The following is a 19757-nucleotide window of genomic DNA, read 5'->3' as shown; positions in this document are numbered from 1 at the left end:
ATGATATTATTTGCAATTATTTGCCACGGGTAACAAAAAAACAGTCCGCGAAGTTGATAGAATCGCATCATCTTGCACGGTCAAATGTGCTTTTTGAAACACTCATCCGCATCATGATGTGAGGAAATTAACATGAATCTTAAGCTGCAGCTGAAAATCCTCTCTTTTCTGCAGTTCTGTCTGTGGGGAAGTTGGCTGACGACCCTCGGCTCATATATGTTCGTTACCCTGAAGTTCGACGGTGCTTCTATTGGCGCAGTTTATAGCTCACTGGGTATCGCTGCGGTCTTTATGCCTGCTTTGCTGGGGATTGTGGCCGACAAATGGTTAAGTGCGAAATGGGTGTATGCTATTTGTCACACCATCGGTGCAATCACCCTCTTCCTGGCGGCACAAGTTACCACTCCGGAGGCGATGTTCCTTGTGATATTGATTAACTCGTTTGCTTATATGCCAACGCTTGGGTTAATCAACACCATCTCCTACTATCGCCTGCAAAATGCCGGAATGGATATCGTGACTGATTTCCCGCCAATCCGTATCTGGGGTACTATCGGCTTTATCATGGCGATGTGGGTAGTGAGCCTGTCTGGCTTCGAATTGAGCCACATGCAGCTCTATATTGGCGCAGCTCTTTCCGCCGTTCTGGTTCTGTTTACCCTGACTCTGCCGCATATTCCGGTTGCTAAACAGCAAGCGAATCAGAGCTGGACAACCCTGCTGGGCCTCGATGCATTCGCGCTGTTTAAAAACAAGCGTATGGCAATCTTCTTCATCTTCTCAATGCTGCTGGGCGCGGAACTGCAGATTACCAACATGTTCGGTAATACCTTCCTGCACAGCTTCGACAAAGATCCGATGTTTGCCAGCAGCTTCATCGTGCAGCATGCGTCAATCATCATGTCGATTTCGCAGATCTCTGAAACCCTGTTCATTCTGACCATCCCGTTCTTCTTAAGCCGCTACGGTATTAAGAACGTAATGATGATCAGTATTGTGGCGTGGATCCTGCGTTTTGCGCTGTTTGCTTACGGCGACCCGACTCCGTTCGGCACCGTACTGCTGGTGCTGTCGATGATTGTTTACGGCTGTGCGTTCGACTTCTTCAACATCTCAGGTTCGGTGTTTGTCGAAAAAGAAGTTAGCCCGGCGATTCGCGCCAGTGCGCAGGGGATGTTCCTGATGATGACCAACGGCTTCGGCTGTATCCTCGGCGGTATCGTGAGCGGTAAAGTGGTTGAGATGTATACCCAAAACGGCATTACCGACTGGCAGACCGTGTGGCTGATTTTCGCAGGTTACTCCGTGATTCTGGCCTTCGCATTCATGGCGATGTTTAAATACAAACATGTTCGTGTCCCTGCCGGTACACAAACTGTTAGCCACTAATTACGTAAAGAAAAACGGGGCGCCAGAAGGTGCCCCGTTTTTTTTATTCTTATTTCAACACATAACCGTACAATCGTTTCATGCCATCTGCATCGGTTTCGCTATAGACCCCTTGCAGTTCCGGCGAAAATCCCGGCAACAAATTCACGCCTTCTTCCAGCGCGAGGAAATAACGCTGGACCGCCCCGCCCCACACTTCTCCCGGCACCACGCAAAGCACTCCTGGTGGATAAGGCAACGCGCCTTCTGCCGCAATTCGCCCTTCGGCATCACGAATGCGCACCAACTCCACTTCACCGCGAATATAGGCGTTATGTGCATCCTGGGGATTCATCACCACTGGCGGGAAACTCTGCTGGCGGAACATCGCTTTTTGCAGGTCTTTGACGTCAAAACTGACATACAGATCGTGCATCTCCTGACACAACTGGCGCAAGGTATAGTCGCGATAGCGCACCGGGTATTTGTTATAAACGCTTGGCAACACCTCAGACAGCGGCGAGTCATCCTCAATATGCTGTTCAAACTGCACCAGCATCGCCACTAGTTGCGCCAGCTTCTCATGGCTTTCCGCCGGAGTTAATAAGAACAGGATGGAATTGAGATCGCACTTCTCCGGCACAATGCCGTTCTCACGCAGATAGTGCGCCAGAATCGTCGCCGGAACGCCAAAGTCGCTATATTCGCCAGTTTCAGCATCGATGCCCGGCGTGGTGAGTAACAGCTTGCACGGATCAACAAAATACTGGTCCGCGGCATATCCCTCAAAGCCGTGCCACTTCGCCCCCGGCTCAAAACTGAAAAAACGGCGGTCGCTGGCTAACACTGACGTCGGATAATCCTGCCACAATTTGCCATCAACAACGGGCGGGATAAACGGGCGGAAAAGCTTACAGCGCGCAAGAATCGCCTTGCGCGACTCAATACCCAACTCAACGCACTCCGCCCACAGCCGACGCCCACTCTCCCCTTCATGAATTTTGGCGTTAACGTCCAGCGCGGCAAACAGCGGGTAGAACGGGCTGGTAGAAGCATGGAGCATAAAGGCATTATTCAACCGCTTATGCGGGCAAAAACGCGCCTGTCCGCGGATATGGTTATCTTTTTTATGAATCTGCGATGTCTGTGAAAATCCCGCTTGCTGTTTGTGCACCGACTGGGTAACAAAAATCCCCGGATCGTTTTGGTTAAGTTCCAACAGCAGCGGCGAGCTATCTGCCATCATCGGGATAAACTGCTCGTACCCCACCCATGCAGAATCAAACAGAATGTAATCACACAGATGGCCAATGGTATCGATCACCTGGCGGGCGTTGTAGATAGTGCCATCATAGGTTCCCAGCTGAATAATCGCCAGGCGGAACGGGCGCGGCAGTTCGGCTTTTTCTGGCGCAACGTCGCGAATTTGCTGGCGCAGATATTCTTCATTAAAACAGTGCGCATCAATCCCGCCGATAAAACCAAACGGGTTACGTGAAGCTTCCAGATAGACCGGCGTCGCCCCCGCCTGAATCAGCGCACCGTGATGATTCGACTTATGATTGTTACGATCGAATAGCACCAGATCGCCACGTGTTAACAGTGCATTTGTCACAACCTTATTCGCCGCCGAGGTGCCATTAAGGACAAAATAAGTTTTATCGGCATGAAAAACTTTGGCAGCGAATTTCTGCGCATCCTTCGCGGAACCTTCATGAATAAGCAAATCGCCCAGTTTCACGTCGGCGTTGCACATATCGGCACGAAAGACGTTCTCACCAAAGAAATCGTAAAAATGACGTCCGGCAGGATGTTTTTTAAAGAACGCGCCATGTTGATGCCCTGGACAAGCAAAGGTGCTATTGCCCATCTCAACGTACTGAGTCAGCGTGTCATAAAATGGCGGCAGCAAATTCTCTTCATACTGACAGGCTGCGGATTCCAGCTCCAGCCACTGCTGTTCATTGCCGTTGATGATAGCCGTAACACCCGCGGGCAATTCAACCGCATCTTCAGAATACAAAAACACCGGTAGATGAAAACCGGTGCGCTTAAGTAACGCAAGGATGCCGCTGCGACTATCCGCAGCGGTAATGACGACTGCCGCGACGTCCGTAAAATCAGTATCTTCCAGCGCCACCACGCGGCGATGAGTAGAAAGTCGGGAAACCAGTTCACCACTGGCGGCAATACTCATTGATTTCATAAGCGCAAAACCCGTTTCGGGGAAGTAAAAATACCGGGCAAGGTGGAAAACCCTGCCCCATGAGATGTGGGTCAAACTGGTCACCAGCTCCGACCGCCAGACATCAGTAAAAGCAGAAACGCTCTGATTTTACTGTTGCCCTGCAGTGAGCATGCGTTAACGTCACCGCATAAAAAGCAGCGTCACAGAACAGGAGACATTTCGCGCGAAACGGCGATAAGCGAAAGAATGTAAGGAGGCGGCGTGCATCAGGCAAACTCCGTACAGGAAGGAGAAAATTCGCGCAATCATTGCACCTTTCACCAGCGTGTGCAAGCCAGGACTTTGCGACCAGACAAGCCATCTGACGGCGAATATGTTCATAATAGAGAAATCTGACAATACAGTTAACAGGAACTCTTGTGGTCATCGGCCCTTTTATCAACGCAAGTGCAGTACTTATTGGCGGCGTACTTGGCGCTCTACTTAGCCAACGTTTACCGGAGCGGATCCGTGTCTCGATGACGTCTATTTTTGGGCTGGCATCGCTGGGAATTGGTATTTTACTGGTGGTGAAATGTGCCAATCTTCCCGTCATGGTATTAGCAACACTTCTGGGGGCATTGGTTGGCGAGTTGTGTTTGTTGGAGAAGGGAATCAATAACGCAGTGACCCGAGCGCAAAGTCTGTTTCGCTCCTCACATAAAAACACAGCGCATGAATCGTTTATTCAGAATTTTGTGGCGATCATTGTTCTGTTCTGCGCCAGCGGCACGGGTATTTTCGGTGCGATGAACGAAGGGATGACGGGTGATCCGAGTATTTTAATCGCCAAGTCGTTTCTCGATTTCTTTACTGCAATGATTTTCGCCTGCTCGCTCGGCATTGCAGTATCGGTAATCAGCATCCCGTTATTGATCATCCAGTTAGCCCTTGCCAGTTGCGCCACACTAATACTCCCCATGACCACACCATCGATGATGGCTGACTTCAGCGCCGTCGGGGGATTACTGTTGTTAGCAACCGGCTTGCGCATCTGCGGCATTAAAATGTTTCCGGTGGTCAACATGCTACCCGCTTTGCTACTGGCAATGCCTCTTTCCGCCGCCTGGAGCGCCTGGTTTGCCTGACAATGTGTGCAATAACGGCAAAGTGATGATAGATTGTGCAGTCTGCAGTAAATTGAAGAAATTTGATTGACGAGACGAGGCGAATCAGGTTTAATGCGCCCCGTTGCCCGGATAGCTCAGTCGGTAGAGCAGGGGATTGAAAATCCCCGTGTCCTTGGTTCGATTCCGAGTCCGGGCACCAAATTTATAAGGCCTCGCTGCAAAGCGGGGCTTTTTCTTTTTCGGTCTCTCCTCAGTGCTTACATCGGTTGTAGTAAGAAGCTCGGGGATGACACCGTCCCGTTTTAGTTCCCCCGATCAGATGCCTTCTTTCCGCATCAGGTTGCTCAATGATTATTACGAGCGTTCATAGTGATATCCTGTCAGCCACCAATCCCGGAAGGCATGGTTATTCCGATAAGGGGCAAAGTCACTCATAAACATTCGCGCCTTTTATATTCGAAGCATTCTGTCTAATGTCAGCATATCTGGCGATGAGCTGTTTCAGATGCATCTCTGCCTCAGCCCCTGCGGCTGGAGGGAGTGGTTGTCCTGCCGACGACTGTTCCAGTATCCGCAGTTGCTCTTCAGCCGGTATGGATTGATTAAAAGATTGCATCGTTGAAAACACCACTGACTTCAGCTCACTGACCGTCATGTATTTCCCCTTATGCTCATCCAGCCCGTTCAGTCGTTCACTCAGTTTCTGTAGCGTAACCATTCCCTGATGCCAGCCATTCAAATTTCCTGTCGGCAATGCAGCAACATTAAATTGTTGCTGCCACTGCTGTATCAGGGGCTTTGCGCGCTCCGGCCATATCGCCCGGGCCTGTTCGACAAGCTGCCTTTCCCGGGTTATGAGCCAGTCCGGCGGTAGCTTATCCAGAAGCGTAATCTGCTGCTGTGTTTGCGTAATTAAATCTAGTGGCAACGGAGATTGCTGACGCAATAAATCCAATTGTTCAGGCGTGAGTACTGGGGGTAACGGTGCCAGAGAGGCAGTAAACTGAGTTTGTAACGGGTCCGGTCGATGAAAAAACTGCCAGGTCCACACCGTTGCTGCACCTATCACCAGCATGGTACACATCCCGCCGACAAAAGATTTCCATTTTTTTACTGGCGCAGGTATTGCCGGCAGTACCTCCACGTTCGGCTGCGTAACGTAAACCCATTGCACTGCACTATCAGCTTCAAACGAACGACCGGTATGGGAACCTGTTGTTATACCCACGTCATTCATGACCGGACCATGCGAAACGATACCCGACTGAATTGTCGCCCCTGTACAGATTGTGTCATCGCTGTTCTCCAACCTGACAGCGTTGTTATGCATCAGGGTACGCAATGTATCCAGCTGACTGAGATGTCTGAGCTCCAGACGCTGCAAAACTGCCCCCAAACGGGTAAGAATTTGCTCTGCCCGGTACAGTTGGCTAAGGTCGCTGTATTTCAGCGGGAGTGAGCGCATCCGTTGTTGCAAACGCTGGCTCAGATTACTGAGGATCTCAATCCGAACATGGACAGGCTGCGGCCAAAGCACGCCCCACTGATGGCTTATCAGAGCCTCCAGTATTGCCAACCCTTCATTCAGACCAAACAATCCGGCTAGCTGCGTACGGGCCAGCGTATACCAGGCCGCAGTCTGCAGCTCAACACCATTTTGCTCAAACAGTGAGAGACAAAGTTTTTCGGCATAACGCCAGTTCACATCCGGGCGTGCCGGATGCGTTAGCTTATTTAGTTCATCACACAAAGCGGCGTAATCCGGTAGTCTGCGCGGGTCACCGCCGGTTTTGATCCTACGTGGGGTAATGTCATTCATGACCAGTTATCCATCTGACGTACTTGCGGTTATAGAAGATGATTGTTTATGCAGCTTCGTGTTCTGCATATTCAGGGCGTGGCAGATACTGACAGGGTTAGGGAGAAACGCTAAAACCAGGCCTTAAATACGAGCTACCGTGTCGAGATACTGCTGTTTCAGGTGCCTCAACAGGACTCGTCCTTCAGGCATAAATTCAGTGCCATAACGCACCAGACCAACATCTTTAAGTTCAGCGTCAATGGCATAGCACAACTCGCCAGGAACGACCTGTTCCAGCAGAACAACGGTTATTTTTTTCAGGCGCGGCTCGTATTTGAGCAGTACGGTAGATAACGTCCCCATCATTTCATGCGCCGTCCCCGGCATTCCCTGGAGAATTTTGGTCATATCCGGTAGACCATAGTCCGGCAGATGCGCCAACGTGCCGGCACGACAGTTAAGAATGCGCTGCATATTGTCCAGTACTGAGAGGATTATCTGGTTCTGCTCGCTAACCTGATTCAGATCCAGACCTCCGGTAAAATTCCCAAACAAGGTTTCATATAGCGACGGACGCGGAGTGTCATTCATTTTTCAACGCCTTCAGAGTCAACCGGTCGCTCCCTGCTTCAATGATTCTGGCAGAATCCGGGTCAAGGTCGTCACGGCTCAACACGATCCGCCAGGTGTTATTCACCTGATCCGGAGTGCCGGCCTTATCCAGGTCTAACATCGCTGCCCGGTCCGGATGACTTTGTGCAAACTCTTTCGCGGCTTCACGCAGGTAGCGCATTTCTGCGTCGTAATAACGCAGGGTTAAATCTTCCATAAAATAGTTACTCAAAATATAGGAAACAATGTTTTCTTCCCCAAAAGTGGAAGTTATCTCACCACTTCGCGAGTAGTCAGAGACATAGGTTTTATCTCCTCATTTAAAATCTCAAATTCAGTAGTTATTTTTCTGAATGACTGACCAGATGAAAAAATGTGAGAAAGTACCTTGCTATAAATTATGAGCCACACTTATTCATCCTCCTTTTATCCAGCCAATAACTTTCTCTAACCACATAACACCGCGGCCCGCGCCGGATCGAGCTGAATCAGCCCGCCTAGCAATTTTTCCATAGCAGGCCCGAGGCGAATCTTGTCAGCCTCACTGCGACTGGCTTTCAGTCTGAGGAGTTTCAGATGACGGGCCTGTACCTCAAACAGCAGCTCGGGTTCCCAGTCGCTAAGGGCCACTTCTCTGGCACGCTCACCCAGTTCTGCGAACAGATGCACTGCGAGCTCATTTTTTCCGTACTGCTCTGCGATACGCCCCATTAGCAGGCGCAGCAGCCACTGCTGCCGCGCAGTGGCGATGCCTGGTCGATGCTGTAACCAGCTCAGTGCTGCATCCGGGCTTTCGCTGTCCGCCAGCGCCACGGCTTCCGGCTCCAGAGCCATAATGTCGTCATTCACTTCGGTCATACGGGCGGAAGGCGTTTCTTTGCCCCACCCAGCAGTGGTATCCAGTACGCTCTGCTGGATCCAGTTCAGCGTCACTTCATCAGCAAACGGCGTACCGTCACTGAATGCCAGCGTCTCCAGCCCGGATAACCGGGTCAGTAGCCCCTTCAGATCAGCGGCAATAATGTCAGCCACTATCTCTTTACCGGACTTCGTCAGCGCCTGATGGATATACCACTGCAGATCCAGCCACAGGTGGTTGGCACCGCGGGAAAAGGTACTGTCCGCCGTTTCCAGAATCTCAGCCCAGTTTTGTTGCAGGTACAGGCGTTTGAGCAGCGCACGCTGGTCTGCTCTTGGAGGTTCGATGCGAGTTCGACCCTGTGCATCTGGAGCCGGAATAGCCTGCAGGGTATCGTGGCGCAGACTTTTCATCAGATGATGCGCCGACAACCAGCCGTCGGGCTGTTCGCGCAGGTATTCGCTAAGAGTGCGCGCCTGCGCCAGCAAATCCTGACCGGAAGTGATTCTCCCGATAGCAGGGGCATCGCTGTGGCTTGCCGTGGAAAGTGTCTCAGTAGTACTGGCGTTCTGCGGTACAACTGCATCCACACCGCCCGCTTTCTGCAGGCGGTTTTCCAGCGCACCATACAGCGCGTTAAGTTCTGGGCGGGTTTCATCCGGCTCATTTTCGGTGAGCTGCGCTATCAACAGCAGCGCGCCGATGGTGCGCTGCGCATCTTCCCTGACCACTTCCGGATACAGTGAAAGAGAATCCGTCATGCGTGAACCAGCCAGCCATTCCAGTGCTGCCTTGCGGCTGCGGTTGCGCTGTGGATGCAGCTGCACACCGAAGCGGTCTATCAGCCCCGCCAGCAGTTCGAGTCCCTCTGCCAGCCCCTGCTCGCCTTCACGATGCAACCTGGCCCAGCAGTAATACGTCGCCACACGAATGTCTTTCGCGGTGGTGGTGAGCACTTTCTCCGCCAGCTGGCAGATAAGCTCAGTATCCGCCCCGGACAGCTTATTGACCTCCTCACGCATTTGCTGGAAGCCATCGTCATAACCTGGGTCATCCCCCACTGATGACTCACCGGGTAACGGCTGCAGCCAATTATTCCACTGCGCCACATGCTCACGGGTAGCGTCAAGGAGTGTTGTCGGCTCTGTCTGGCAGGCGCTAACCAGGGCATTTAACGTGCTCATCAATTGACCTCCGCTGCCTCACTGTTCGTGCTGGCGACCGGGTCTGTCACTGCCACTTTCGCCGTGCTGAAGATGGTATCTGTCAGACTCATAAGGTTCCTTCAGTCATATTTAAACTCCAGCACAATCCCTTCTTCATCATTCCAGCAGAGCACCAGGGAGTGTGGTTTCTTTTTCGCCGCCATGTGAACCAGTAATTGCTGACTCAGCACCGGCAGAATTTGTTGGTTGAGTAAGCTGTCAACATTGCGCGCACCAGTGTCCGGTAGCAGGCAGGCAGCGGTCAGCGCGTCGTACAGGCTTTCATCAATCTGCGTGGTCAGGCCGTAGTGGCGCTGTAAGCGCTTGCTGACCTGGGAGAGTTTCATCTCCACAATCGTGTGCATGGCTGCTTCTGCCAGCGGACGGTAAATCACGGTCTGGAAACGGGCGAGCAGCGCGGGCTGGAAGTGGTCGCGCAGTATCGGGCGCAGCAGTTCGTGCAGGTCTGCCTCGGAGGCTTCCGGTTGTTCGCCCAGCAACTGCATCAGGTGGTCACTACCAAGGTTGGAGGTCATCAAAATAACGGTATTGCGGAAGTCGATTTCACGCCCTTCGCCGTCGCGCATAAAACCACGATCGAATACCTGATAGAACAGATTCATCACGTCACGGTGCGCTTTTTCGACTTCATCGAGCAGCACCACACTGTACGGACGCTTGCGTACGGCTTCAGTAAGAATGCCGCCCTGGCCGTAGCCGACGTAACCAGGTGGAGAACCTTTCAGCTGGGAAACTGTGTGTGGCTCCTGGTATTCCGACAGGTTAATGGTAATCAGCGATTTTTCGCCACCGTACAGCGCATCCGCCAGTGCCAGCGCGGTTTCAGTTTTTCCTACACCACTTGGGCCAACCAGCAGGAATACCCCCTGTGGACCGTTCTCAGAGGTGAGGCCAGTTTTAGCGGCACGCAGGCGCCGGGCGATGGCTTCAAGCGCAACACTCTGACCGACTACACGTTTGCCGATTTCATTTTCCAGGGTAAGCAGTTCGGTCTGTTCGTCTTTCATCAGCGAAGAAAGCGGCACGCCGGTCCAGTCGGCAATCACTGTTGCAACAGTGCGCACATCCACATCCACCGACAACAACGGATTGCCCTGCTGCATACCGTTCAGCTCCTGTTGCAGGGCATGCGTTTCGCTCTGACGGGAAATGTCCTGACGGCTTTCCCGTAGTTGTTCAGTAAGCTTCAGTTCCTGGCCGTACTGGGTTTCAAGTTCGTGGAGTTCAACGATGACGTTTTTCTCTTCCTGTTCGATTGCCGTCAGGCGTTCACCGTGGTTTTGACTACCGACGGCAATATCTTCCTGTAGAGCTTGTCTCTCCATTTCAAGAGAGGTAATCCGGGAACGGATACGGGTCAGCTGTTCGGGTACGGTGTCGAGACTCATACGCACGCGAGCGCTTGCAGTGTCGAGCAGGTCAACGGCTTTGTCCGGGAGTTGACGACCTGTCAGATAACGTCGGGATAACGTAACGGCAGCGCACACCGCATCATCAGTGATGTGCACATTATGATGTTCGGCATAACGGGATTTCAGGCCACGCAACATCAGACAAGCCATGTCGTCGTCTGGTTCGTCAACTTTCACCATCTGGAAGCGGCGTTCGAGTGCGGCATCGCGCTCAAAGTATTGTTTATACTCAGACCAGGTCGTCGCGGCGATGGTTCGCAACTCACCGCGCGCCAGGGCAGGTTTCAGCAGATTGGCAGCATCAGCACCACCAGCCTGATTACCTGCGCCGATGATGGTATGGGCCTCATCAATAAACAGCAAAATGGGTACCGGAGACTGCTGTACGGCATTAATCACATTTTTCAGGCGCTGCTCAAATTCCCCCTTCACTCCCGCCCCCGCCTGCAGCAGCCCGAGGTCAAGAGTGCGTAGCACCACCGGCTTGAGGGATTCAGGGACATTACCTTCAGAGATTCTGAGCGCCAGACCTTCTACCAGTGCGGTTTTCCCAACACCTGGCTCACCGACCAGGATTGGGTTGTTTTTTCGGCGGCGAGAAAGAATGTCCACCATCTGGCGGATTTCAGTATCGCGGCCAAATACCGGATCAATTTTGCCTTCACGCGCCTGGGCGGTGACGTCATGGGTGAATTTATCCAGCGCATTCTGCAGCGCCGGACTCATTTCCCCTTCTTTCATCTCACTCCCTACTGGACGCCCGATAAACTCCACGTCCCCACCATGGCTCCCCGTGAGTTCGGCTTCCTGCTGTACCTGTGCACGCTCGTCTGACTGAGCATCCAGTAGCGGGCGCAGGCACTCCAACTGGCTCTGGCCCAGGGTCAGTAATGGCCACAGACCATCGCAGCGCACCAGCTTCTGTTTAGCCACCAGCGCCATCAGCAGGTGGTGACTTCGAATCTGTTCTTCTCCCGCCAGTGAGGCAATCAGCCAGGCTTGTTGCATCAATATCTGGATATTTTCTGAAAGCTGCGGGCGATGGCGCACCGAGCGAGGTTGTTTATCGAGCCAGGCAAGCAAATCTTGCCAGAGAATGTCCATGTCCCACTCGTAGCGGCGTGCCAGCACGGTGAGATCACCCTCGCCCTGCTCAAGAAGTTTCAGCAGCCAGTGCTCTGGCAAAATTTCCGCATGTGCGCGAATCTGACAGAGTGAAGCCGCGCCTTCCATCGCTCGGGCGCAATAAGGGTTCAGACGTCGCAGCAAAATGGCTGGATTTTCCATGAATTTCTCTCTTTTTCGGTTTCTGAACACGCTACCGCCCCTCGCTGTTTCTCGTGAAGAAGACCAAAGCGCATACGGTCGTGCTGGTAGATTGTGGAGTCTTTGCTGAAAACCCGATGGCTTCAGACGTTCAGCAAAAACAAAAAAACGGACAGAGAAGCTCTGCCCGCTTGTGGTTACGCGGTGGCGCGTTCGTTCCAGGAATCGGAATGAATGATGTTGCCGTCTTTGTAGGTCCAGGTGATTTTTTCGTAACGCAGTTCAATGCGCTCAAGGTGGTTGTGCTTCTCTTTAGAAGGATCCTTGATGTCATACATTTCAGGATTCACCTTCACCACTTTCACGTTCTCAAGTTTGGTGTTGAAGTACTCCACTTCCTGGCCCGCGTCGTTGATTTTGTACCACTTGAATTCGGCAGACTTGAGGGTCTGCCCGGTGGTCACTGCCTTGTACAAGTACGGGCTGGAGGAGTCGATTTCCTTGGTGAACAGGAACGGGGTATGGATACGGGTGCCGGTCAGTTTGCCTGTGTTGTTATCAGTCGGGATGTACAGGTTGTGTTCCTGGGCCACGACTTCGATGCTGCCTTCACGATCCTGAACGTCCACAGACCCTTTGATGTCCGCGCCGCCATCGTCCTTCAGCCAAAGATAAACAGGTATTGCCATGGAATTACTCTCCATTATGTTGTGATGCGCCATCATCCTGCGATGACGCCAGGGTGTGTCCTGGTATCTGACAGGCATTAGCCTGCGGTACCAGACTGATTTCGACACGGCGGTTGAGCGCACGGCCCTCCGGGGTGTCATTGGTTGCGACCGGACGGCTTGCGCCATAGCCCTGTACCGCAAAACAGCTTTCCGGCACGTCACCGGTTTCATGCATCCAGCCGCGCACCGCTTCGGCACGTTTCTGTGAAAGCGTCTGGTTTAGTTGTGCATTGCCGGTGTTATCCGTGTGGCCAGCGACCACAATCAGCCAGCCCGGTTTTGCTCTGAACCCCGCCAGTGAATTAACCAACTTTTTGGTAGACCCTGCTTTCAGCACCGATTTGCCGGAATCGAATAGCGACATACTGTCGAGGCGGATAATCTTCTGCCCCGGGACGATTTTTTGGATAACAGGCGAAGAGAGCGACGGTGGTGCCAGGTCATTCATGACGGCTTCAATAACAGGTACAAGACGCAGCCCCTGATACAGTCCGAGGCGATAGCGCACAGGCTCACCGCGACGATGCCAATCATCCAGCAGTGCACCGTCAGCGCGGCGGTGTCAAATTCCGCATTCACCACGCCCCAGGGATGGGAAATCCCCATCCTTGCAACGGTATCGGCAATGTGCGCATTCCAGCGGGCCTGCTGCTGGAACTGTTGCGGGGCCAGTGCAGCCCCGTCCTCCCAAACTTGGCGAAAAATTTTCATCCTTGCTTTCCCCTCGCCTTACTACTTGGCTTTTGGCATCTGGGAAACCAGTGATAGGTTGATGTCCATCCCTTCCACCTGGAAGTGGGGGATGGCAAAGAGTTTCACGCGGAAGAAGCCTGGGTTATCCCCGATATCTTCCACCAGCACTTTCGCGTCACGCAGCGGGTGAGAAGCCTGCAAGTCATCGCCCGGATCGGTCATTTCTGTCACAAGACCACGAACCCAGGTATTAAGCTCCAGTTCCAGCAGACGACGATCCTTGGTTGTACCAATGTTTTCCCGTTGAATCAGCTTCAGGTAATGAGCGATTCGCGACAGCAGAAAGATGTACGGTAAACGCGCATTGATGCGGCTATTGGCAGTGGCATCAGCAGTGTCGTAGAGCGCAGGTTTTTGCGTGGAGTTCGCCGAGAAGAAACAGGCATAATCGCGGTTTTTGTAGTACGACAGGGGAATAAATCCAAGATTTGCGAACTCAAATTCGCGGGTTTCCGGGATCATCACCTCTGACGGAATTTTTACCTGATTACCCGTGCCGAGATCATACAGATGAATGGGCAGATCCTGCACTGCACCACCGGCCTGTGGACCACGGATTTGCACGCACCAGCCGTTGTTGATGAAGCTTTTCACCATGTTGGCCGCAAAAGCGAAGGTGGCATTGGTCCACAGGTATTTATCGTGATCCGGGCCTTTCACTTCTTCAACATAATTAAAACTACGTACCGGTACTGTGTCCGGGCCATACGGCAAACGACCCAGCACACGAGGCATGACCAGCCCCATGTAACGGGAGTCGTCCGTATCCCTGAAACTTTTCCATTTAATGTACTCGGCGCGGTCAAAGTAGTTACCAATATCTTTGATGGCCGCGACCTCTTCCATTGACTCTTTCAGGAAAAATTTCGGCCCCGCAGAACCGATAAAAGGCATATGTGCCGCAGCAGACACTTTTGACAAATTACGCATCAGCGCCACGTCCTGCGCAGAAGCATCAAACTCGTAAGCGGAAATCAGCGCGGCAATCGGCTCGCCACCCGGTGTGTCATACTCATCTATGTATGTGTGTTTGTACAAACCACTCTGGATAATTTCCGGGCTGTCTTCAAAATCCTGACGCAGGTCTTCTTTAGAGATATCCAGCAGTTCAATTTTCACGTTCTGACGGAAATCAGTTTTATCAACCAACGATTTCACGCCCCGCCACAGGCTTTCTACCGCCTGAAAGGCCTCATGATGCATAACTTCATCAAGTTGACGGCTTATCTGGTAATCCAGTTCTGCGATATGGTGGTCAATCAAATTTTTGTCGAGCTTTTCAACTTTAGAGCCGGATTTAGTCAGACATTCCAGGAATACTTGCATCCCGGCCGTTAAACGTTCATCCGCTGTCGCATCCGACATCGCCTGTGCATCCTGCCAGATATCCAGTGCACTCAACTCTGAGACTGGGCTCAGATTAATTTTTTCAAACAGGGACGCATAAACTCCACTTGCCACAGGACGTTCAAGGACCACACTCTCGCCAGAAGTGGCATTCTCATTATTTACAGACATCAACATATTCCTTATTAATCCGTTAAATCGTCATGATCGTTATGGCTGTTTTGGTGCCAGGGCTGAGAGTTCGGCTCTGAGTTCTGCGCTTAATGCCGGGTCCAGCAGAATGTTTTCCAGTTCTTTGCGGAAAGCCTGGTTATCCAGAAGATTTGCTTTTAAATCACGAAGTAAATTACGCATGGAAAGCATGGCCTTCAGCTGCGGTATTTGCCGGGAGACTTGTTCCGGGGAAAAATCCTTTATACTGCGGAATGTCAGTTTGATACTGTCTTCGCTATCGTCATCAGCAAGCGTATTTTTAACGATAAGATTTACTTCTGGAGAATAATCAAAAAGGACTGCATCAAAGTTATTTTTGTTAAGATTAACTTTTTTACGTTCTGATAATGGTGCGGATTCTTGACCATTACTGAAATCACCCGCAATAAGTAACTTAAGGGGTAATTCCATTTTTTTGCTTGCGCCACCTGTATGCAGATCTAATTTTAGATTAATACGGGCTTTCGGTATCTCCCGCTGGAAGCTGTCACTCATAGTTCCCTCACGTAATTCAGTTAAAGTCAAATTAACAACAATATTTCCTTAACCGGATACTAGGGCAATATTAAGGTCAAAAAAACAATATAGATCAATAAATTGAAATTAAAAAACAGTAAGAATACTGCCAGACAACAAAAACAACCGTAGACATATCAAGCAATTAAAAACGCCTTTATACATATTCTGAATTATATTTTCATTACGTAACTACTTTATTTTTTATACCCTAACCCAGATTGTACAAAGTGCAAAACGCTGACTTATTATATAACAACATTCTTCATGATACTCATGCGGCAACCCTGAGTGTTTTTTCGATGTAATATCGAAGTAGTTTGTTTGTATATAAAATATATCACCATAGTAAACCGTGAATATTCACCATGCACTGGCATTTCCTCCTTGCACGCTCCAACTTAAAGTCAAACCAGTTTCTATTAGGTTAAATACCGTAGAAAGAAATTTTATTTATTAATATTTTTATTTAAGGTAATCGGAATTTTACATTTTTACATCCGCAAGCCGCTTCAGGAATACTCTGATTACGCATAAACATTGACGCAGCGCAGCATATTATTTATTTTCACCACTTATATTCACGTAGACATTGTAATTGCACAGTAAAAGTAGGTACTTATGCGTAATGGAGTATTTCGGATTAGTAAGTATTTGGTTGTTATTACTGCGATATCCTGTATGTATACCGGATTTGCATTTGCAACGAACGTCACATTGAATTCTGTCCAGGTAGAACATCTGAATAGTGTTATCAATCGTGAGGTAAAAGGGAAGAATGACCGTAATTTTGTCAACACCAAATGGACTGAAGCTCAGCGCGTAGCCGAATTTATTTGCCGACCGCTCGCACTAAAAGAGCTGCAGAAGCAGTACCCCGACGTAGATAAGGTTATTTTCGATCAGGGAAAACATAATATGCAGCGGCTGCTCTCACCTGCACTACTGACAGGCAATGGCCAGTACCGTAGGGGGATTAGCTGGACGACGTTTCACTTCGAATGTGAACTGTCAGTAAAAACCGGGGAAGCAACAGGATTCAGGCTGACGAGAAACAGAGCCCTGACCATGGCGCCAGGACCAGTTATTCTTTCTGAAGGAGTCAGCCAGTGAAAAATCTACTTGCGGCATTTCTTATCATCACTTTGCCTGCTTTCTCTGTCACAGCAGCCAGTTTTGACTGTCGACAGCCCCACCGTGCGGATGAAAAAGCGATTTGTGCATCGCGTACCCTGAACGACATGGATGTGGAGATGAGCGTTAAATACAAATTTCTCCATGGACTTTACGCAATGGGTGCCGCCGGGGAACTACAAGAATCACAGACACAGTGGCTGGCTAAACGACGCCGTTGTGGCAGTGACAAGCCCTGCCTGAGAGAAATATACAGACAGCGCTTAACAACGTTGAACCATCTTTATGACGCGATTAACAAACCACTCTGAATCTAAAGTGGGCTCGTTGGTGGTCGGAAGTGCCTTCATACGAGGCACTTCCTTACCAGTGCGTGCAGTTATGGGTTAATGCGTGATAATCCCCGCCATTATTTTTTAATTTAATAATAGTTTCCAGAGAAAATATAATCCCAGTTTGACTCAAATCCATATTTATCACCATAAATAATCAACCACAAAACTATCATATTGATTAATATTCCTCGTAAAAATTTTATTATTTACGTCTGGTTTATCGGGGGATAATCAACCTGTTAACTATGAACAATTAAAATAGTAAATCGCAAAACGCCCACCGTTGTAGATATGTTTTATTTATTGATAACAGTGTCATACACCTCATGTTTGCATTGTTATAATCAATTGCTAAATTGTTTTTTAACTCAATAGTTAAGCGCGAAACATTCCGTTTTAAAAATAAAAGAATCAAATCCCTTGTCCATAATGTGGTGGTATGTTAAATAGGTGGGCAAAATTTGGCTCCCCTTCTCATCTGTAATATTGCAGCATCCTCTAACTTCAATGAGACATTGCGATTTTATAAGAAGGCGACCAGTCCATGATAAAAAAATGGACTGCCCATAAAATTTATATTCACTAAAATTATCCGCCATAAGTCATTGATTTAATGTCAATAATTAATTAATAGTTCGGGCTTGTTGTGACTATGGCATTATTTCCGAGCAAAGGAGTTGATATGTCTGAAAGACATTTACCTGATGACCAGAGCAGTACTATCGACCCATATTTAATTACCTCGGTTTGCCAGACTCTGGCAGAGCAAGGTGCAGCATTGCAAAATTTGTCCAAACAACTGGATTACACTCAGTACCAGCGTGCTCTTGAATTGATAATTAATTGTAAAGGACACGTTATTCTTTCGGGAATGGGTAAATCAGGGCATGTTGGTCGAAAAATGTCTGCTACTCTGGCCTCTACGGGTACGCCGAGTTTCTTTATTCATCCCGCAGAAGCTTTCCATGGCGATCTGGGCATGATTACGCCTTACGATCTTCTGATCCTTATTTCTGCCAGCGGCGAAACAGATGAAATCCTGAAGCTCGTCCCGTCACTGAAGAATTTCGGCAACCGAATTATCGCCATTACCAATAATGGAAATTCTACCCTGGCGAAAAATGCTAATGCCGTGCTGGAACTCCACATGGCGAATGAAACCTGCCCGAATAATCTTGCACCAACAACGTCTACCACCCTGACCATGGCGATCGGCGATGCATTGGCGATTGCCATGATGCACCAACGCAAATTTATGCCGAATGATTTTGCGCGCTATCACCCGGGCGGTTCATTAGGTCGTCGCCTGCTGACCCGCGTTGCAGATGTCATGCAGCATGATGTCCCTTCGGTTCACCTGGATGCGCCATTTAAAACGGTAATTCAACGTATCACCAGCGGTTGCCAGGGAATGGTGATGGTAGAAGACGCAGAAGGCGAGCTGGCGGGAATTATCACCGACGGTGACCTGCGTCGCTTTATGGAAAAAGAGGATTCTCTGACATCCGCCACGGCGGCGCAGATGATGACGCGTGAACCGCTGACGTTGCCAGAAGAAACCATGATCATCGAAGCGGAAGAAAAGATGCAAAAACACCGCGTCTCGACGTTATTGGTGACCAACAAGGCGAACAAAGTCACTGGCCTTGTGCGCATTTTCGACTAATTAAGCAACAGGGCGCGAGAGTTAAGTCTCTCATTGAATATGCGCCCCACTGAAACTCTGATAATCGTTACATGTTGATAAAAGTGAAGTCTGCCGTATCCTGGATGCGTGCTCGTTTGTCTGCCATCTCACTGGCAGATATCCAAAAACACCTGGCGAAAATCATCATTCTGGCACCGATGGCTGTGCTGCTGATCTATCTGGCTATCTTCAGCCAGCCTCGCTATATGAGCGAGTCGAAAGTCGCCATTAAACGCTCAGATGATTTAAACAGCGGCAGCTTAAATTTTGGTCTGCTATTGGGTGCCTCTAACCCGAGTTCCGCAGAGGATGCGTTATATCTGAAAGAGTACATCAACTCTCCAGATATGCTGGCGGCGTTAGATAAGCAACTGAATTTTCGCGAAGCGTTTAGCCACAGCGGGCTCGATTTTCTTAATCATCTTAGCAAGGATGAAACCGCAGAAGGCTTCCTGAAGTACTACAAGGACCGTATCAACGTCTCGTATGACGATAAAACCGGATTGCTCAATATTCAGACCCAAGGCTTTAGCCCGGAGTTTGCGCTTAAGTTTAACCAGACCGTACTGAAAGAGTCAGAGCGCTTTATCAATGAGATGTCACATCGCATTGCGCGTGACCAGCTTGCCTTTGCAGAAACGGAGATGGAAAAAGCGCGCCAGCGTCTGGATGCCAGCAAAGCGGAGCTGCTCTCTTATCAGGACAACAACAACGTTCTGGATCCACAGGCACAGGCACAGGCGGCGAGCACGTTAGTGAATACGCTGATGGGCCAGAAGATCCAGATGGAAGCGGATCTGCGTAACTTGCTGACATATCTGCGTGAAGACGCCCCACAAGTTGTGAGTGCGCGTAATGCGATTCAGTCATTGCAGGCACAAATCGATGAAGAAAAAAGCAAAATCACAGCGCCACAGGGTGACAAGCTAAACCGGATGGCGGTGGATTTTGAAGAAATCAAATCAAAAGTAGAGTTCAACACCGAGCTCTACAAACTGACGCTGACCTCCATTGAAAAGACCCGTGTAGAAGCGGCTCGTAAGCTCAAGGTGCTGTCTGTGATCAGTTCGCCACAGTTGCCGCAGGAATCATCTTTTCCAAACATCCCTTATTTGATCGCCTGTTGGTTACTGGTGTGCTGCCTGCTGTTCGGCACACTGAAACTGTTGCTGGCTGTCATTGAAGATCACCGAGATTAAC

Annotated in this window: 14 protein-coding genes, 1 tRNA gene and 4 pseudogenes; 7 read left to right on the top strand and 12 right to left on the bottom strand. The window is 50.1% G+C overall.

The annotated features are described in order from the left end of the window. Nucleotides 1-132: 132 nt before the first annotated feature. Complete coding sequence (gene nupG / locus D9742_RS14705) at nt 133-1389, top strand: nucleoside permease NupG (protein ID WP_130237391.1); 1257 nt, start codon at nt 133-135, stop codon at nt 1387-1389. 49 nt (nt 1390-1438) lie between these two features. On the opposite strand, the gene speC is transcribed toward nupG, so the two are convergent. Then, nucleotides 1439-3574 (bottom strand): ornithine decarboxylase, encoded by a 2136-nt coding sequence (gene speC / locus D9742_RS14700; RefSeq protein ID WP_130237390.1) that lies wholly within the window; start codon nt 3572-3574, stop codon nt 1439-1441. A 401-nt stretch (nt 3575-3975) separates the two neighbouring features. Between speC and D9742_RS14695 the strand changes: the two genes are divergently transcribed. Next, nucleotides 3976-4683 (top strand): DUF554 domain-containing protein, encoded by a 708-nt coding sequence (locus tag D9742_RS14695; protein ID WP_130237389.1) that lies wholly within the window; start codon nt 3976-3978, stop codon nt 4681-4683. A gap of 105 nt (nt 4684-4788) precedes the next feature. After that, nucleotides 4789-4864 (top strand) — tRNA-Phe (locus tag D9742_RS14690). 228 nt (nt 4865-5092) lie between these two features. Here D9742_RS14690 and D9742_RS14685 read toward each other — a convergent pair. From D9742_RS14685 to tssB, 11 genes and pseudogenes are all read right to left on the bottom strand, one after another. Then, nucleotides 5093-6484 carry a VasL domain-containing protein gene (locus D9742_RS14685; protein ID WP_130237388.1) on the bottom strand — a complete coding sequence of 464 codons (1392 nt, stop codon included), beginning with the start codon at nt 6482-6484 and terminating at the stop codon, nt 5093-5095. A gap of 123 nt (nt 6485-6607) precedes the next feature. Continuing rightward, the gene (gene tssE / locus D9742_RS14680; RefSeq protein ID WP_130237387.1) at nt 6608-7057 is read right to left on the bottom strand and encodes a type VI secretion system baseplate subunit TssE; all 450 of its coding nucleotides are present in this window, start codon (nt 7055-7057) and stop codon (nt 6608-6610) included. Then, a pseudogene (locus tag D9742_RS23800) lies at nt 7050-7175 on the bottom strand (type VI secretion system lipoprotein TssJ); the annotation flags it as partial. The pseudogene D9742_RS23800 and the gene tssE, both read right to left, overlap by 8 nt. Then, a pseudogene (locus D9742_RS23255) lies at nt 7167-7295 on the bottom strand (type VI secretion system baseplate subunit TssF); the annotation flags it as partial. The pseudogenes D9742_RS23800 and D9742_RS23255, both read right to left, overlap by 9 nt. 230 nt (nt 7296-7525) lie before the next feature. Then, nucleotides 7526-9121 (bottom strand): type VI secretion system protein TssA, encoded by a 1596-nt coding sequence (tssA, locus tag D9742_RS14670; protein ID WP_130237385.1) that lies wholly within the window; start codon nt 9119-9121, stop codon nt 7526-7528. A gap of 101 nt (nt 9122-9222) precedes the next feature. Next, nucleotides 9223-11862, bottom strand: a complete 2640-nt coding sequence (tssH, locus tag D9742_RS14665; protein ID WP_130237384.1) for a type VI secretion system ATPase TssH — start codon at nt 11860-11862, stop codon at nt 9223-9225. A 176-nt stretch (nt 11863-12038) separates the two neighbouring features. After that, the gene (gene hcp, locus D9742_RS14660) at nt 12039-12530 is read right to left on the bottom strand and encodes a type VI secretion system effector Hcp (protein ID WP_024558534.1); all 492 of its coding nucleotides are present in this window, start codon (nt 12528-12530) and stop codon (nt 12039-12041) included. A 4-nt stretch (nt 12531-12534) separates the two neighbouring features. Then, nucleotides 12535-13128 (bottom strand): annotated as a pseudogene (locus tag D9742_RS14655) (OmpA family protein); the annotation flags it as partial. Further along, a pseudogene (gene tssK, locus D9742_RS14650) lies at nt 13119-13283 on the bottom strand (type VI secretion system baseplate subunit TssK); the annotation flags it as partial. The pseudogenes D9742_RS14655 and tssK, both read right to left, overlap by 10 nt. Nucleotides 13284-13304: 21 nt before the next feature. Further along, nucleotides 13305-14849, bottom strand: coding sequence for a type VI secretion system contractile sheath large subunit (gene tssC / locus D9742_RS14645; protein WP_130237383.1), 1545 nt, complete (start codon nt 14847-14849; stop codon nt 13305-13307). A 33-nt stretch (nt 14850-14882) separates the two neighbouring features. Then, nucleotides 14883-15380, bottom strand: a complete 498-nt coding sequence (gene tssB, locus D9742_RS14640; RefSeq protein ID WP_130237382.1) for a type VI secretion system contractile sheath small subunit — start codon at nt 15378-15380, stop codon at nt 14883-14885. A gap of 702 nt (nt 15381-16082) precedes the next feature. Between tssB and D9742_RS14635 the strand changes: the two genes are divergently transcribed. The 4 genes from D9742_RS14635 (at nt 16083) to D9742_RS14620 (ending at nt 19756) form a co-directional block, all read left to right on the top strand. Continuing rightward, nucleotides 16083-16514, top strand: a complete 432-nt coding sequence (locus D9742_RS14635) for a hypothetical protein (protein ID WP_240780525.1) — start codon at nt 16083-16085, stop codon at nt 16512-16514. Next, nucleotides 16511-16846, top strand: coding sequence for a lysozyme inhibitor LprI family protein (locus tag D9742_RS14630; protein WP_130237380.1), 336 nt, complete (start codon nt 16511-16513; stop codon nt 16844-16846). The genes D9742_RS14635 and D9742_RS14630 overlap by 4 nt, the downstream gene beginning before the upstream one ends. Nucleotides 16847-17552: 706 nt before the next feature. Continuing rightward, entirely contained in the window at nt 17553-18536 is a 984-nt protein-coding gene (locus D9742_RS14625) for a KpsF/GutQ family sugar-phosphate isomerase (RefSeq protein ID WP_130237379.1), read from the top strand. Nucleotides 18537-18607: 71 nt separating this feature from the next. Next, nucleotides 18608-19756, top strand: a complete 1149-nt coding sequence (locus D9742_RS14620) for a capsule polysaccharide export inner-membrane protein KpsE (RefSeq protein ID WP_000905920.1) — start codon at nt 18608-18610, stop codon at nt 19754-19756. The last annotated feature ends 1 nt before the right edge of the window (nt 19757 follow it).

This window comes from Escherichia sp. E1V33, from assembly GCF_004211955.1.
Taxonomy (GTDB): domain Bacteria; phylum Pseudomonadota; class Gammaproteobacteria; order Enterobacterales; family Enterobacteriaceae; genus Escherichia.
Note: the sequence above shows the minus strand (reverse complement) of the source record. Positions and strands in the feature narration are given on the sequence as shown.